This window comes from Pluralibacter gergoviae ATCC 33028 = NBRC 105706, assembly GCF_001598855.1.
GTDB lineage: Bacteria > Pseudomonadota > Gammaproteobacteria > Enterobacterales > Enterobacteriaceae > Pluralibacter > Pluralibacter gergoviae.
This window is the reverse complement of record NZ_BCZS01000008.1, coordinates 69,344-83,067: the sequence shown is the minus strand read 5'-3', so window position 1 is coordinate 83,067 and position 13,724 is coordinate 69,344. Positions and strand designations below refer to the sequence as shown.

The 13,724-nt window shown below is 63.5% G+C and carries 13 protein-coding genes; 2 read left to right on the top strand and 11 right to left on the bottom strand.

Going from position 1 to position 13,724, the window contains the following annotated elements; genetic code table 11:
* Positions 1 to 3: 3 nt before the first annotated feature.
* Together tgt and queA are read right to left on the bottom strand one after the other, a co-directional pair.
* A complete protein-coding gene (tgt, locus tag ENGE1_RS10435; RefSeq protein ID WP_043085671.1) occupies positions 4 to 1,131 on the bottom strand; it encodes a tRNA guanosine(34) transglycosylase Tgt in 1,128 nt (375 codons plus the stop codon).
* A 53-nt stretch (positions 1,132 to 1,184) separates the two neighbouring features.
* Positions 1,185 to 2,255: a tRNA preQ1(34) S-adenosylmethionine ribosyltransferase-isomerase QueA gene (queA, locus tag ENGE1_RS10430; protein WP_043085673.1), complete on the bottom strand. Its 1,071-nt coding sequence runs from the start codon at positions 2,253 to 2,255 to the stop codon at positions 1,185 to 1,187.
* A gap of 91 nt (positions 2,256 to 2,346) precedes the next feature.
* On the opposite strand from queA, the gene acpH reads away from it, so the two are divergent.
* Positions 2,347 to 2,928: an ACP phosphodiesterase gene (acpH, locus tag ENGE1_RS10425; protein ID WP_048253696.1), complete on the top strand. Its 582-nt coding sequence runs from the start codon at positions 2,347 to 2,349 to the stop codon at positions 2,926 to 2,928.
* A 179-nt stretch (positions 2,929 to 3,107) separates the two neighbouring features.
* Positions 3,108 to 3,710, top strand: a complete 603-nt coding sequence (locus ENGE1_RS10420; protein WP_043085677.1) for a peroxiredoxin C — start codon at positions 3,108 to 3,110, stop codon at positions 3,708 to 3,710.
* Between the two features lie 59 nt (positions 3,711 to 3,769).
* Here the strand turns inward: ENGE1_RS10420 and ENGE1_RS10415 are convergent, their stop codons facing one another.
* From ENGE1_RS10415 to nikA, 9 genes are all read right to left on the bottom strand, one after another.
* Complete coding sequence (locus ENGE1_RS10415; RefSeq protein WP_048253697.1) at positions 3,770 to 4,096, bottom strand: hypothetical protein; 327 nt, start codon at positions 4,094 to 4,096, stop codon at positions 3,770 to 3,772.
* A 157-nt stretch (positions 4,097 to 4,253) separates the two neighbouring features.
* Positions 4,254 to 5,651 carry a DUF3999 family protein gene (locus ENGE1_RS10410; protein WP_048253698.1) on the bottom strand — a complete coding sequence of 466 codons (1,398 nt, stop codon included), beginning with the start codon at positions 5,649 to 5,651 and terminating at the stop codon, positions 4,254 to 4,256.
* Positions 5,648 to 8,275 (bottom strand): DUF2339 domain-containing protein, encoded by a 2,628-nt coding sequence (locus tag ENGE1_RS10405; RefSeq protein WP_048273145.1) that lies wholly within the window; start codon positions 8,273 to 8,275, stop codon positions 5,648 to 5,650. The genes ENGE1_RS10410 and ENGE1_RS10405 overlap by 4 nt, the downstream gene beginning before the upstream one ends.
* A gap of 81 nt (positions 8,276 to 8,356) precedes the next feature.
* Positions 8,357 to 8,752: a nickel-responsive transcriptional regulator NikR gene (gene nikR, locus ENGE1_RS10400; protein ID WP_048253700.1), complete on the bottom strand. Its 396-nt coding sequence runs from the start codon at positions 8,750 to 8,752 to the stop codon at positions 8,357 to 8,359.
* 8 nt (positions 8,753 to 8,760) lie between these two features.
* Positions 8,761 to 9,534 carry a nickel import ATP-binding protein NikE gene (gene nikE, locus ENGE1_RS10395; protein WP_048253701.1) on the bottom strand — a complete coding sequence of 258 codons (774 nt, stop codon included), beginning with the start codon at positions 9,532 to 9,534 and terminating at the stop codon, positions 8,761 to 8,763.
* On the bottom strand, positions 9,531 to 10,295 hold the full coding sequence (gene nikD / locus ENGE1_RS10390) for a nickel import ATP-binding protein NikD (RefSeq protein WP_048253702.1): 765 nt from the start codon (positions 10,293 to 10,295) through the stop codon (positions 9,531 to 9,533). Before nikD ends, nikE begins: the two co-directional genes overlap by 4 nt.
* Positions 10,295 to 11,128, bottom strand: a complete 834-nt coding sequence (nikC, locus tag ENGE1_RS10385; RefSeq protein WP_048253703.1) for a nickel ABC transporter permease subunit NikC — start codon at positions 11,126 to 11,128, stop codon at positions 10,295 to 10,297. Before nikC ends, nikD begins: the two co-directional genes overlap by 1 nt.
* Positions 11,125 to 12,069, bottom strand: coding sequence for a nickel ABC transporter permease subunit NikB (gene nikB / locus ENGE1_RS10380; RefSeq protein ID WP_043085689.1), 945 nt, complete (start codon positions 12,067 to 12,069; stop codon positions 11,125 to 11,127). Before nikB ends, nikC begins: the two co-directional genes overlap by 4 nt.
* Positions 12,069 to 13,646 (bottom strand): nickel ABC transporter substrate-binding protein, encoded by a 1,578-nt coding sequence (gene nikA, locus ENGE1_RS10375; RefSeq protein ID WP_048253704.1) that lies wholly within the window; start codon positions 13,644 to 13,646, stop codon positions 12,069 to 12,071. The genes nikB and nikA overlap by 1 nt, the downstream gene beginning before the upstream one ends.
* Between the last annotated feature and the right edge of the window lie 78 nt (positions 13,647 to 13,724).

Sequence of the window (13,724 nt, the reverse complement as noted above, 5' to 3'; positions counted from 1 at the left end):
AAATTAATCAACGTTTAACGGCGGAACAGGTCGACCCTGACGTTGGTAAAACTCCGTCACGAAGCCCTCTAATTTACCCTCTTCGATAGCCTTGCGTAAACCAGCCATTAAGCGCTGATAGTAGCGAAGGTTATGAATCGTGTTGAGACGGGCGCCCAGAATCTCATTACAGCGATCAAGATGATGCAAATAGGCGCGCGAATAGTGCTTACAGGTATAGCAGTCGCACTCCGCATCCAGCGGAGCGGTATCGCTCTTGTGCTTCGCGTTGCGGATTTTCACTACGCCGTCGGTGACAAAAAGGTGTCCATTGCGGGCGTTGCGCGTCGGCATCACGCAGTCAAACATATCAATGCCGCGGCGCACGCCTTCCACCAGGTCTTCCGGTTTGCCCACGCCCATCAGGTAGCGCGGTTTATCTGCCGGGATCTGCGGGCAGACGTGCTCCAGAATGCGGTGCATATCTTCTTTCGGCTCGCCGACAGCCAAACCGCCGACAGCGTAGCCATCAAAGCCTATCTCTACCAGACCTTTGACCGAGATATCACGTAAATCTTCGTAAACGCTGCCCTGGATAATGCCGAACAGCGCGTTTTTGTTGCCCAGCCCGTCAAAGCGGTCGCGGCTGCGCTTCGCCCAGCGCAGGGACATCTCCATCGAGCGCCTGGCGTAGTCCCAGTCCGCCGGGTACGGCGTACATTCGTCGAAGATCATCACGATGTCGGAGCCGAGGTCGTACTGGATCTCCATCGACTTTTCCGGATCGAGGAAAATCGGATCGCCGTTGATCGGGTTGCGGAAGTGCACGCCCTGTTCGGTAATTTTGCGGATATCGCCGAGGCTGAACACCTGGAAACCGCCGGAATCGGTGAGGATCGGCCCTTTCCACTGCATAAAGTCGTGGAGATCGCCGTGCAGCTTCATGATCTCCTGCCCCGGACGCAGCCACAGGTGGAAGGTATTGCCGAGAATAATTTGCGCGCCGGTGGCTTCAACCTCTTCCGGGGTCATGCCTTTAACGGTGCCGTAGGTGCCCACAGGCATAAAAGCCGGCGTTTCCACTACGCCGCGGTCAAACACCAGCCGGCCGCGGCGGGCGCGTCCGTCGGTGGTATCCAGTTCGAATTTCATTTTTACTCCTGCGTCAGAAAGACAGTCTGACGTCAAAAACCAGCGCCGCGGACCTACTCCCCGACGCGCTCACAAATTGCCGCCGGATTGTACGTGATGAACATGGCATCCCCGTAGCTAAAAAAGCGATATTTTTGCTCTACCGCAGACTTATAGGCGTTCATGGTGTGCTGATAGCCGGCAAAGGCCGACACCAGCATAATCAGCGTCGATTCCGGCAGGTGGAAGTTGGTCACCAGGCAGTCGATAACCTGATATTTATAGCCCGGATAGATAAAGATCTGCGTGTCGCCAAAGAACGGCGCAATCAGCGCGTTTTTCGCCGCCTGCGCCGCGCTCTCCAGCGAGCGCACGGACGTCGTGCCCACCGCAATCACGCGGTTGCCGCGCGCCTTCGCCGCCAGCACCGCATCGACCACCTCCTGCGGCACTTCGGCATATTCGGAATGCATAATATGATCTTCGATGCTGTCCACCCGCACCGGCTGGAAAGTGCCCGCCCCGACGTGCAGGGTGACGAACGCCATCTCAATACCTTTCTCGCGCAGGCGCGCCAGCAGCGGATCGTCGAAGTGAAGGCCCGCCGTCGGCGCGGCCACGGCGCCCGGCTTTTCGCTGTAGACGGTCTGGTACAGCTCGCGGTCAGCGTCTTCATCCGGGCGGTCGATGTACGGCGGCAGCGGCATGTGGCCGATGGCGTTGAGAATGTCCAGCACGCTGCGCTCGTCGTTAAACTGTACTTCGAACAGCGCGTCGTGGCGGGCCACCATCGTGGCGTTAATGCTCTCATCGTCGCCCAGCAGCAGTTCGGCACCCGGCTTCGGCGCTTTGGAGGCGCGGATGTGGGCCAGAATGCGCTTGTCGTCGAGCATTCGCTCCACCAGCACTTCAATCTTGCCGCCGCTGGCTTTGCGGCCAAACAGGCGGGCCGGGATCACCCGGGTATTATTAAAGACCAGAAGGTCGCCGGGGTTGAGCTTATCGAGCAGATCGGTGAAAGTACCGTGCGTCAGCGCGCCCGTCGGTCCGTCCAGCGACAGCAGGCGGCAGCTGCTGCGCTCCGGCTGCGGATAGTGGGCTATCAGGGATTCGGGTAGTTCAAAAGAGAAATCGGCAACGCGCATGGCAGAGACTCGTGACGTAAAAACAGGCGGCTTAGTCTAGTGCTGACGCCCCTTCGCTGCAACAACTAGCCGTATCGGGAACCCAAAACGCATGAATTTCCTTGCCCATCTTCATCTGGCCCACCTCGCCGACAGCTCGCTGGCGGGCAATTTGCTGGCCGACTTTGTGCGCGGTAACCCGGAAGAGCACTACGCGCCCGAGGTGGTCTCCGGCATCCATATGCACCGCCGCGTTGACGTGATGACTGATAAGCTGCCGCAGGTCAGGACCGCCCTCGGCTGGTTCCGGCCCGAGACCCGCCGCGTCGCCCCGATAACCCTCGACGTGATGTGGGACCACTTTCTCTCCCGCCACTGGCAGACGCTCTCCCCCGACCAGCCGCTGGCCGATTTCGTCGGCTACGCCCGCCGGCAGGTCGCGCCGATCCTGCCGGCCTCGCCGGCGGGTTTTCAGGAACTCAACGATCACCTGTGGCCGGAGCGCTGGCTGGAGCGCTACCGGGAGATGGATTTTATCCGGCGCGTGCTGGGCGGTATGGCCAATCGCCGCCCGCGCCTCGGCTCCCTGCGCGACTCGTGGCAGGATCTGGACAGCCACTATCCGGCGCTTGAGGAGCTCTTCTGGCAGTTCTATCCGCAGATGATGGCCCGGGCACAGGCCCAGGAACTGTAAAAAACTTGCGCGGTTTGGCGTTTTGGCTAATCTGATAGAGCTACAGTGATAAAAATCGATAGGTAAAACCTTTAATATTAATTATCAGATTGTCAGACCCTTTTGGTGTTATCCTCTGCCTCTACCTAAACTGGTCCGCATTGCGCTCCATTCACTGATCCTATTCAGAGGAGAACCTCATGGTTCTGGTCACTCGTCCGGCCCCGGATTTCACAGCGGCAGCCGTACTCGGCAGCGGCGAAATCGTTGAAAAATTCAACTTCAAACAGCACACCAGCGGTAAACCTGCCGTCATCTTCTTCTGGCCGATGGACTTCACCTTCGTCTGCCCGTCCGAACTTATCGCTTTCGATCACCGCTATGAAGAGTTTCAGAAGCGCGGCGTAGAAGTGGTCGGCGTCTCCTTCGACTCTGAGTTTGTCCACAACGCGTGGCGCAACACCCCGGTGGAAAAAGGCGGTATCGGCCCGGTGAAATACGCCATGGTCGCCGACGTTAAGCGCGAAATTCAGAAGGCATACGGTATTGAGCACCCGGATGAGGGCGTTGCCCTGCGCGGCTCTTTCCTGATTGACGCCAACGGCATCGTGCGCCACCAGGTGGTTAACGATCTGGCGCTGGGCCGCAACATCGATGAGATGCTGCGCATGGTTGACGCCCTGCAGTTTACCGAAGAGCACGGCGAAGTCTGCCCGGCCCAGTGGGAAAAAGGTCAGGAAGGCATGAATGCCTCTCCGGACGGCGTTGCTAAGTATCTGACCGATAACGCGTCTAAGCTGTAATCAGCGCGCTATTCGCCGCAGAAAAGACAAAACCCCACGACCGCGTGGGGTTTCTTTTTTCAGCCTACCTTCAGATACTCAGGCCCGCTTTTGAGCGACAGCAGGTAATCCATCTCCTGCAGACGCGCCGCCTGGCGAATCACCTGCTCCTGCGTTTTGCGCAGCTCATCGAGCAGGGTTTCAATCGCGACTGAGGCGCTGCTTGCCACCTCGGTGATAGCTTGGGTGGTCTTAATCTGGACACCATCACCGTAGGATGAGGTGATTGAAAACGCGTCGTTCTCAATCTGGCTATCCGCCAGCTGGCGCAGTTGATGTGCAGCATCTTCAGAAATCGCCAGCAAAAGCTCGTTGCTCTCAAGTGAAAAGGTCGTATACGTGGTCATGCGGCATCTCCTCTCGCAAGAATCTTTCTTGGATTTACTGAATCTTGTTATCTATTGTGCCTGTCATTTCTTACCGTTTTCTTAAACCTTATCGCGTAGCGCTCATATTCAGGTGATAAAGATCATAAATTTTGCTGAACTCCGGTTTTAGCGCGACTTAATGTGACGACGCTCCACTCTTCGCTTCGCGCCACAGCCGCCAGGCCATCCCCGCCAGCGCCAGAACGCCAGTAATCAATATGGCCCAAACCAGCAGGGTTTGCCACCGGCTGCGCTGCGCCTCTTCTGAGGTTGCACCCAGCCGCGCTTCGCCGCCGAGGGTAACCGGCGCCACCGGCGCGGCCTCGGGCAGAGCCTCGATGTCGTGAGATTGACGCAGCGACTCGGGGATCAGCTCGTCCAGCGGCAGCGACGCCGGGCGGGCGGCGCCGTTGCCCCACGCCAGAATATACGGCCCTTTACCCTGGGCATTGAATATCAGCTGATAGCCATCGCGCAGGCCCAGCACCTTTGGCAGGACCGCAGGCAAGCGGGCGCTTATCGGCACCATGCGGATCGCCTGCACCCGCTGCCCTGACATCGCAATGGTGCCGGAAGCCTGTCCGTTAAGCTGATATATCAGCGTTCTTGTCAGCGTCTGCCACGCGGCGTCCGCATCCGGTCGCCACGCAACGATAACCGGCAACGTCCCCTCCTCAGCCAACGCAATCTGCAAAGCGGTCAATGGCTGAGGCCGCGCCCATGACCAGATCGCCTCTTTATCGGAAACGCGCCGGGCGTCAGGCGTAATACTCACCGGCGCGACCCGCGCCTCCTCCTCGCCGGGCACGGCGGACACGCCGGTTAAGCGGGGGGCTTTTCCTTTGACGTTAAGCAGCAGATAGCGCGTCCCGTCCCGGGACAGCGTCGCATTCAGCTGAATCCTGTCAATTTTAAGACGATCGTCTCCGCTTCTCAGGTCCATCAGCGGAACATCCTCTTTTAGCGAATACCAGGTCTGAGAACGTTCAGGATTATTGATAGCCCATATCGATACGCGTCCCTGCCAGCTGCTCTGCGGCTTCTCCCAGGTAAACTGTAGCTGCCTGATATCCGTCATCTCCGCCAGCGACTCGGGAAGGGCCAGCAGATAACTGCTGCCCAGACCGTCCACCATCTCTCCTTCAAGGCGGATCTCAACGCCGTTTTTCGACTGCAGCAGCAGGCGCCCCGTCCAGCCATCGTCCATTACCGCACCGGGAACGGGCGATATATCCATCGGGAAGATCCGCAGCGCCACCGGCGCATTAACCGGCGGCGTAACCTTACGCAGTTCAAGACTGAACGGGACACTCTCCCCCTGGCGATCGAATACCCGTACATCGCGCAAATCACCTGAAGTTGCCTGCCGGTAAACCGCCTCCGGCAGCGCCAGGCGATACCAGGGAGAATGCCCTGGCGCATCCAGCGTCTCGCCAAAAGCGTAATCCTGGATTGATTCCGCCCTTAGCTCGCCGCCGAACGTCGCTGATGCGATACATACCAGCGCCAGCAGCGCCCCTTTCATCCCTCTCATTTCTCTTCTCCCGGTTGCGCTGCCGGAGTCTCTTTCGGCGGCAGCGGCGAAAAATAACCAATAATCAGAACCAGTACCGCGACGCCGATAAAGGCCACCGCCCGCGCCAGGCCGCCGCCCCCGGCGCTGTCCACCAGCATTAGCTTGACAATAACCGCGCCGAGCAGCGCCGCGCCGGCAAACCACTGCCGCCGCGATGCGGCCTTCGTCGCCCGCAGCATCAGGGCCAGGGCCGCCAGCATCCAGAACAGCGCGAAGCTGGTCTGCACCAGCCGGGAGTGCCACAGCGCCTGCGCGCTCCAGACAATATCGCCGTACCAGGCCAGCGCGCGCATCAGCATGCCGTTAAGCCACCAGAACAGCAGCCCGCCCAGCGCCAGCGGCCGACACGGGCGAAGCCGCAGTCCGACCCGCGGCAGCGCGCGGCCGAAGAAGTACCACAGCGCCAGCAGCGCAAAGCCGGCGCCCTCCTCCAGCGGATTGACCAGCGGCAGATAGCCCCAGCCCGCCGTCGCCCCCTCTTCGAGGTTGGCAAACAGCAGCATCAGCGCCAGCACCGGCACCACCGGCGCGACGCCGATCGCGTTGTACAGCGCGGGCCAGCGGCTGAAGGGCCACAGGCCGCGCGCGCAGAACAGCGAGGTCGCGCCGATAGCCGCTGCGCCGGCGGCCATCACCAGCCCGCTGCGCCAGGCCTCCATGCCCCACGGCAGGGCGGCCACGAACCACCACAGCTCCGCGCCCAGCGCCAGCAGGATCAGCCAGAACAGCGTCAGGTGCAGGCCCTGCTCCGCCCGCCGGGCCAGTCCGCCGCTCTCCCGGCGCAGCAGCAGCAGCGCGGAGGGCAGCGCCGCGCACCAGGCCAGGTTATCCAGCCCGGCGGCAAACAGGCGGCCATCGGCAATCTGCATCAGCAGCACCAGCGCCATCGCGGGCCACAGCAGCCAAGCCGCGTGGCCCACTTCCGGCCACGCCAGCCGGCGGGCGGCGTAGCGCCAGCTCCACGCCGACAGCGCCAGCAGACCCAGGACGACAAACGGCGTATGGCGATTATCGCCCGCTAACAGCAGCGCCGCGCCGTGCAGCGCCGCCAGCCAGAACACGATCCCGCCGCACAGCAGCGGCAGGCTCAGCGGCAGCGCATCGCCGCGCCACAGCCGCCCGGCGGCCAGCCAGCACAGGCTGAGCACGGCAGAAACCATCAGCTGGGTCAAAGGATCTGCGGCATCGCTGTACGCCCAGCCGCCGCCGGCCACCGCCAGCAGCAGGAGCGCCGTGCCGCTGTAGCGCATCCGCCGCTGCTGCTGCTGCACGCCGAGCCAGAGCACGCCCAGCCCCTCCACGGCCCAGGCCATCGCCGTCCAGCGGGCGGAGAGCGCCAGCGGAATAGCAAGCGTGGTAAAGGCGCCGCCCAGCGCCAGGCTCGCCAGCATCGCCGTGCGGCCAAGGGAGGGGAAGCGCCGCAATGCCAGCCAGGCAAGCGCGATATAGAAGGCGCCGTAGCCCAGCGCGCTGAGCGCCGGTCCCCAGGGCATATCGCGGGTTATCGCATACTGCATGGCGAAGCCCGCCAGCGGCGGGGCAAAGAGCAGCACGCCGTCCACGATGCGCCTGCCTTTCTCCTGCGCCCGCAGCGACAGCGCCACGCTGAGGACGCCGAACAGGATGATGTTGGCGACCAGAAACAGCTGGCAGCTGAGATAGTACTCCGGCCGGTAGTCGTCGAGTCCCCACAGGGCGCCAACGCCGAAGGTGAACACCAGGCCGAGCAGATTCAGTTCGCGCCAGTGCTGGCGGGCGCTGACGGCGAGGATGCCGACGGAGAGCAGCAGATAAAAGGAGAACAGCGCCACGTGGCTGCCGCCGCCGGTGGCGAGCAGCAGCGGCGCCAGATAGCCGCCGAGGCTCGCCAGCATTGCCAGGCTGAGCGCCTTTTGCAGCACCGCCAGCCCGACGCTGGCCGCGCAGATAGCCACCAGCAGCGCAAAAGCGAGGCCCGGCGGCAGCATCTGCCACAGCCGGAAGGCGCCGAACACCGTCAGGTAGAGTACGCCGGTAGCGCCGCCCTGCAGGATCAGGGCGTACACCCGCTGGCGGTGGCGCAGCCGCCAGCCCACGGCGAGCAGCACTATGGCCGCGATGCCGGCGGCGGCCAGCCTCAGCTCCAGCGGCAGCAGGGCGTGCTCGACGCTATAGCGCAGCAGGAAAGAGAGACCGAGGAACAGCAGCAGAATGCCGAGCTTCGCCAGCGGATTGCCCTGCATAAACCAGCGCACCAGCGAGGAGATAACGCCGCCGAAAGCGGATGGCTCCGAAGTGGCCGCGGGTTTGCGGGCGGTTTTAGTTTTGGCCGGACGCGGGCGCCAGCCGTTGTCCACGGCGAGAGGCTGCTGTACCGGAGCCGCTAGCGGCGGCGGCTCAACCTTCGTCACCTCCGGCGCAGGTGCGGCGACGGCCGGTTCAGGCTGCACCGCCCGCGCCTCAAGCGCCTCAAGCCGCAGGCGCAGCCGCGCCAACTCGTCGCGCAGCGATGCGGTGCGGTTAATTGCCACGATGGCAAGGATCGGCACTACCACCAGCGCCAGGAAAAGAACTATGCAGCCAAAGACCAGCAGCTCATCCATGTGTTCACCTGTATTAACGATACGTTAAACAGATTGACACAAATTGAAGCAATTGCGGTATGACTTTTACGTACTCTTCTCCTAAAGCGGCAGACACTGCAGGTGGCCGTGCCGCACGCCGCGCTGGGCGGTAACGCCGTCGGCGAAGTGGCGGATCTCGTGCATGTTGCCCTTCAGCACGGCGACCTCCAGGCAGTCGTCGCGATTGATGTGTACGTGCAGGGTGGAGACCGACAGGTCGTGATGGTGGTGCTGGGTCGCCACGATGCGGCTCGCCAGATCGCGCTTTTCATGCTCGTAGACGTAGGAGAGCACGGCAAACCCTTCGCTCTCCTGCGCCTGCGCCGTTTCCAGGGCGAGGGCGTCGCGCAGCGTATCGCGGATCGCCTCCGAGCGGTTGTGGTAGCCCCGGCGCTGGCTCAGTTGGTCGAGGGCATCGAGTAAATCATCATCAAGGGTGATGGTAATGCGCTGCATGTCAGATCCTATTCTCTGCCGCGCCGGGGCGCGGGATACGCGGGAAGTACCGCCTGTTGTAGCACACGACCGGCCGCCGAGGAAAACTGCAGCGGTCCGCGGATATCGCAGGTTTCGACCAGCCTGCCCTCCTCCATCACCATCACCCGCTGGCAGAAGCGCTCCACCAGCCTTAAGTCGTGGGTGATAAACAGGCAGGCGGTGCCGAACTGCTGCTGGAGCCGGGCCAGCAGCCGCATAACGCCGGCCTGCAGTACCAGATCGAGATTCGATACCGCCTCGTCGAGGATCAGCAGCGACGGCTCAACCACCAGCGCCCGCGCCAGGCAGACCCGCTGCAGCTGCCCGCCGCTGAGCTGCGCGGGCAGCTTGTCCAGCACGTCCTCGTCCAGTTCGACGGCCCGCAGCATCTCTGCGGCGCGGGCCACCTGCTGCGCTTTCGTCAGCGACAGCAGGTGGCGCATCGGCTCGCGCAGGATCGCCAGCACGGTCCTGCGGCCGTTGACGGCGCTGGCGGCGTCCTGAAATACCATCTGAATATCGCGGCGAAAGGCCTTTTTCTTCGCCCGACAGAGGCCGGAGATCGCCTCGCCGCGCCAGCTCACGCGGCCTTCGGCAGGCGTTTCAAGCCCCACCAGCAGGCGCGCAAGCGTACTTTTCCCGCAGCCGCTGCGCCCCAGCAGCGCCGCCGTCTCGCCGGGATTGAGCTGCAGCGAGATGTCCTGCAGCACCGCATGCTGCGCGTAATGATGGGAGACGCCGGTCACGCTGAGCAGGTTCACAGGCTGAGCTCCTCGCCGTAGAGCGCCAGATGGGCGGCAATCAGGCTGCGCGTTACCGGATGCTGCGGCGTGCGAAACAGCGCCGCGACGTCGCGCTGTTCGACGATGCGGCCTTCGTGCATCACCGCCACATCGTCCGCCAGCCGGGCGACCACGCCCATATCGTGGGTCACCAGCAGCAGGCCGGGGCGCTGCCTGTGCATAATGGCGTCCAGCAGGTCGAGGATCCGCGCCTGCGCCACCGCGTCCAGATCGGTGGTCGGCTCATCGGCAATCATAAAGGGCGCCTCCGCCAGCAGGGCAACGGCAATCATCACCCGCTGCAGCATGCCGCCGCTCATCTCGAATGGGTAGCACTTCAGCACCCGGCCGGCCTGCTCCAGCCCGACCGCCGCCAGCGCGTGCCGTAAGGTAGCGTCATCCGCCGGTCGCCCCAGCGCCCGGCAGGTTTCCCGCAGGTGGGCGGCCATGGTCAGCAGCGGATTAAAGGCGCTGCGCGGGTTCTGCATAATGGTCGCTATCGCCGTCCCGCGAAGACGCTGCGGGCTGGCTGCCGCGCCGTCGGCCAGGATCTGGCCGCCGGTCTGGCGAACCCCGGCGGGCAGCGTGCCGGTCAGCGCGGCGCAGGTCAGCGACTTGCCGCTGCCGCTGCCGCCCACCAGCGCCAGCGTCCGGCCGCGCCTCAGGGTCAGCGACACGCCGTGCACCAGCGGGCGCCCGGCCTCCAGAATAATGTTGTCCAGTGCTATCTGCCGGATCATCAGTGGGCGTGCTCCGCAATCAGGTGGGGATCGAGGCGATCGCGCAGGGCGTCGCCGATCAGGTTAAAGGCCATGACGCTGATAAACAGCGCCAGCCCCGGCCACAGCATCTGCAGCGGCTGGGTCCAGATCAGCTGCCGGGCGTCGCTTATCATCACGCCCCACTCCGGGGTCGGCGCGGTGACGCCGAGGCCGAGGAACGACATCCCGGCGACGTGCAGCATCATGTGGCCGATATCGAGCGTCGCCAGCACCAGCAGCGGCGGCACGGCGGCGCCGGCCAGGTGGTCGGTAAAGACCCGCAGGTGGCTGGCGCCGCTGAGACGGGCGGCGTGAATAAACTCCCGCTGGCGCAGGGAGATCACCAGGCTGCGCACCATCCGCGCGTACCACGCCCAGTGGGAGAGCGCGATAGCGATAATGACGTTGGTCAGCCCGGTGCCGAGCACCCCGACCATAAAGAACGACAGTACCGAGGTGGGAAACGTCATAAAGATGTCCGCCAGCCGCATGGTGGCCCGATCGACGCGGCCGCCGAGCAGCCCGGCGCTGCCGCCGATCAAAAGCCCGAGGGTCAGCACCAGCAGCAGGCAGAGCATCACCGAGCCAAGCGACACCGAGGTGGCCGCCAGCAGGCGGGAGAAGATATCCCGCCCCAGATGATCGGTGCCCAGCCAGTGCCGCGCGCCGGGCGGCTGCAGGCGCGCGGCGAGATCGACCGCCAGCGGATCCCAGGGCAGCCACCAGCGGCTGGTCAACGCGATCAGCAGCAGCAGCGCCAGGATGACCATCGCCAGCCGCACCGGCCAGCGGCAGCTCAGAAAGAAGCTCATAGCGACACCTCTTCATGGCGGCGGATGCGCGGATCGAGGGCCGCGTTAACCAGATCCACCAGCAGGTTACAGAGCGCGAAGACCACCACCATGATCAGCGTAAAGCACTGAATCACCGGATAGTCGCGGTTGAAGATCGCCGATACCGCGTAGCGCCCGACGCCGGGCCAGGCGAAGATATTTTCGATAATCATCGTGCCGCCAATCAGCTCCCCGACGTGCATGCCGATTGCCGTCACCACCGGCAGGGAGGCGTTGCGTAAAATGTGGCGACGTTCGACCTGCCGGGCGCTCAGGCCGCGCAGCCGCGCCCAGGTGACGTGGCGCTGCCCGGCCACCTCCAGCATACTGGCGCGCAGCAGGCGGGCATTGATGGCCAGCGACATAAAGGCGATCGACACCGCGGGCAGGATCAGGTGGGCAAAGGTGCCGTAGCCCATCGCCGGCAGCCACTGCAGCCACACCGAAAAGCACATCACCAGCAGAAAGGCGAGCCAGAAGTTGGGCATCGAGACGCCGAGAAAAGCAATCAGCCGCACGATAAAGTCCGGCAGGCGGTCGCGGTGGCGGGCGGCCCAAACGCCGAGCGGCACCGAGGTGACCAGGATCAGCACCAGCGCGCTGCCCGCCAGCAGCAGCGTGGCGGGCAGGAAGCTGAGAATGTCGTCGAGCACCGGCCGCTGAGTGGCAAACGAGATGCCGAAATCCAGGTGCAGGGCGCGCCACAGCCAGTGCCCATACTGCACCGCCAGCGGCCTGTCGAGGCCGAGCAGGGTCCGGGTGGAGGCAATCATCTCCGATGTCGGCGGCAGGTTCGAGAGCCGCAGGTAGTCGAGGGCCGGATCGCCGGTGCCGAGGCGCAGCAGCAGGAAGATTATCAGCGACGCGGCCAGCACCATCGGCACCAGCAGCAGCACGCGCCGCAGAGCGTAGGTCAGCATCAGGGGGTTACCGGTACAATCTGTTCAAAAGGAATATCCGAGGCTATCGGCGCGAACGGAATGCGCCCCAGCCGCGGCGTCGCTACCGCCATCGTCGAGACGTAGCTTATCGGCAGGTAGACCGCCTCGCGGTGCAGGCGGGTAAGGATATCGCGATACAGCGCCCGGCGGCGGGTAACGTCAACGGTAGTCAACACCTCGCCAATCTCTTTGTCGATGAGCGGCTTATCCGCCAGCCCCTGCTGGGCCTGAAAATCGGCGTGCGACGGCACGCGCATCGAACTCATAAAAGCGTGCGGATCGTAGGGCGCGCCCCAGGTGCGGCTGAAGATCATGCCGAAGCGGCCGTCGCGCTGGCGGGCATAGATGCTGCTCTCCTCCTCGCCCTGCAGGGCAACGTCGACGCCAACCCTGCGCGCGTCGGCCTGAATCACCTCCGCCATCGACTTGCTCAGGGCGTCGGTGCCGATAAACGACAGCGCCACCCGCAGCGGCTGGCCGTTCTTCTCGCGAATGGCCTTCCCGGCGGGCAGCGTCCAGCCCGCCTTCTCCAGCAGGGCGGCGGCGCGGGCGGGATCGTAGCCGCGCGCTTCAAGGCCAATGTCGGCGTAGGGCACCGACGGCGCAAACAGGGTATCGGCCACCTGCTGGGTGCCGTAGAGCACGTTATCAATCAGCGATTTTTTATCCACGGCGTAGTTCAGCGCCTCGCGCACCGCCAGCTCATCGGTGGGCGCCTTGCCGGTGTTCAGGGCCAGCATCACGGTTTCCACCGGGCGCGACAGTTCGGTGTGCAGCGCCGGATTGTGGCTGAAGCGCTCGAAGGTATCCAGCGGCAGCAGGCCTTCGTTGCCGTAGAGCAAATCCAGTTCGCCGGTCTCAAAGGCCACCGCCCGGGTGGTCGGGTCCGGAATAACCTTGATGGTTATCTGCCGGATAGCCGGCTTATCGCCCCAGTAGCGCTCGTTGCGCACCAGCACGTCGTCCTGGTTCAGCCGGCTGCTTTTCAGCACCCACGGCCCGGTACCGATCGGCGCCTTAATACCGCGCATCGTTCCGCCGTCCTTAAACTGCGACGGGGCGATAAAGCGGAACGGGCGCGGCAGCGCCAGCTCCTGCAGGAACGGATAGTAGGCGCTTTTCAGCACCACCTGCAGCTGATACGGGCCGGGCGCGGTGACGCTGACTATCTGATTGGTCAGCTCAAGCCAGGCGTGGCGCTGGCGGTTGTCCAGCACGGCGCGGAAGTTCTCCACCGCAGCTTCGGCGTTGAAGGGCTCGCCGTTGGAGAAGGTGACATCGTCGCGGAGCGTAAATAGCCAGGTTTTACCCTCGGCGGAATGGGTCCAGCTTTTCGCCAGCCACGGCGCTACCGAACCGTCCTGCCGGTACTTGACCAGCGGCTCATAAACCATGCTCTGGGCGAACATCTGGTTTGGCGTATAGAGGTGGGGATTGAGGGGGCCGACGTTAACCGGCCATGCGGTAGTGATTTCATCGCCGGCTGCTGCGGCCTGCGCCAGAAACGGGGCGCAGGCCAGCAGGGCGAATAGCGTACTGCGGAGTGTGAACAAAATAGCCGTCCGTAAGAATAAAGTATGATGATTTTATAAAATCATCATACTTTTGCCCTGCCCTGGATCAAAGGAAGGCGG

Coding starts and splice junctions, on each gene's coding strand:
- queA (WP_043085673.1), bottom strand. CDS start 2,255: ATGCGCGTTGCCGATTTCTCTTTTGAACTACCCGAATCCCTGATAGCC.
- ENGE1_RS10410 (WP_048253698.1), bottom strand. CDS start 5,651: ATGAGAGGGATGAAAGGGGCGCTGCTGGCGCTGGTATGTATCGCATCA.
- ENGE1_RS10405 (WP_048273145.1), bottom strand. CDS start 8,275: ATGGATGAGCTGCTGGTCTTTGGCTGCATAGTTCTTTTCCTGGCGCTG.
- nikB (WP_043085689.1), bottom strand. CDS start 12,069: ATGCTGACCTACGCTCTGCGGCGCGTGCTGCTGCTGGTGCCGATGGTG.
- tgt (WP_043085671.1), bottom strand. CDS start 1,131: ATGAAATTCGAACTGGATACCACCGACGGACGCGCCCGCCGCGGCCGG.
- ENGE1_RS10415 (WP_048253697.1), bottom strand. CDS start 4,096: ATGACCACGTATACGACCTTTTCACTTGAGAGCAACGAGCTTTTGCTG.
- nikC (WP_048253703.1), bottom strand. CDS start 11,128: ATGAGCTTCTTTCTGAGCTGCCGCTGGCCGGTGCGGCTGGCGATGGTC.
- ENGE1_RS10420 (WP_043085677.1), top strand. CDS start 3,108: ATGGTTCTGGTCACTCGTCCGGCCCCGGATTTCACAGCGGCAGCCGTA.
- nikD (WP_048253702.1), bottom strand. CDS start 10,295: ATGATCCGGCAGATAGCACTGGACAACATTATTCTGGAGGCCGGGCGC.
- nikR (WP_048253700.1), bottom strand. CDS start 8,752: ATGCAGCGCATTACCATCACCCTTGATGATGATTTACTCGATGCCCTC.
- acpH (WP_048253696.1), top strand. CDS start 2,347: ATGAATTTCCTTGCCCATCTTCATCTGGCCCACCTCGCCGACAGCTCG.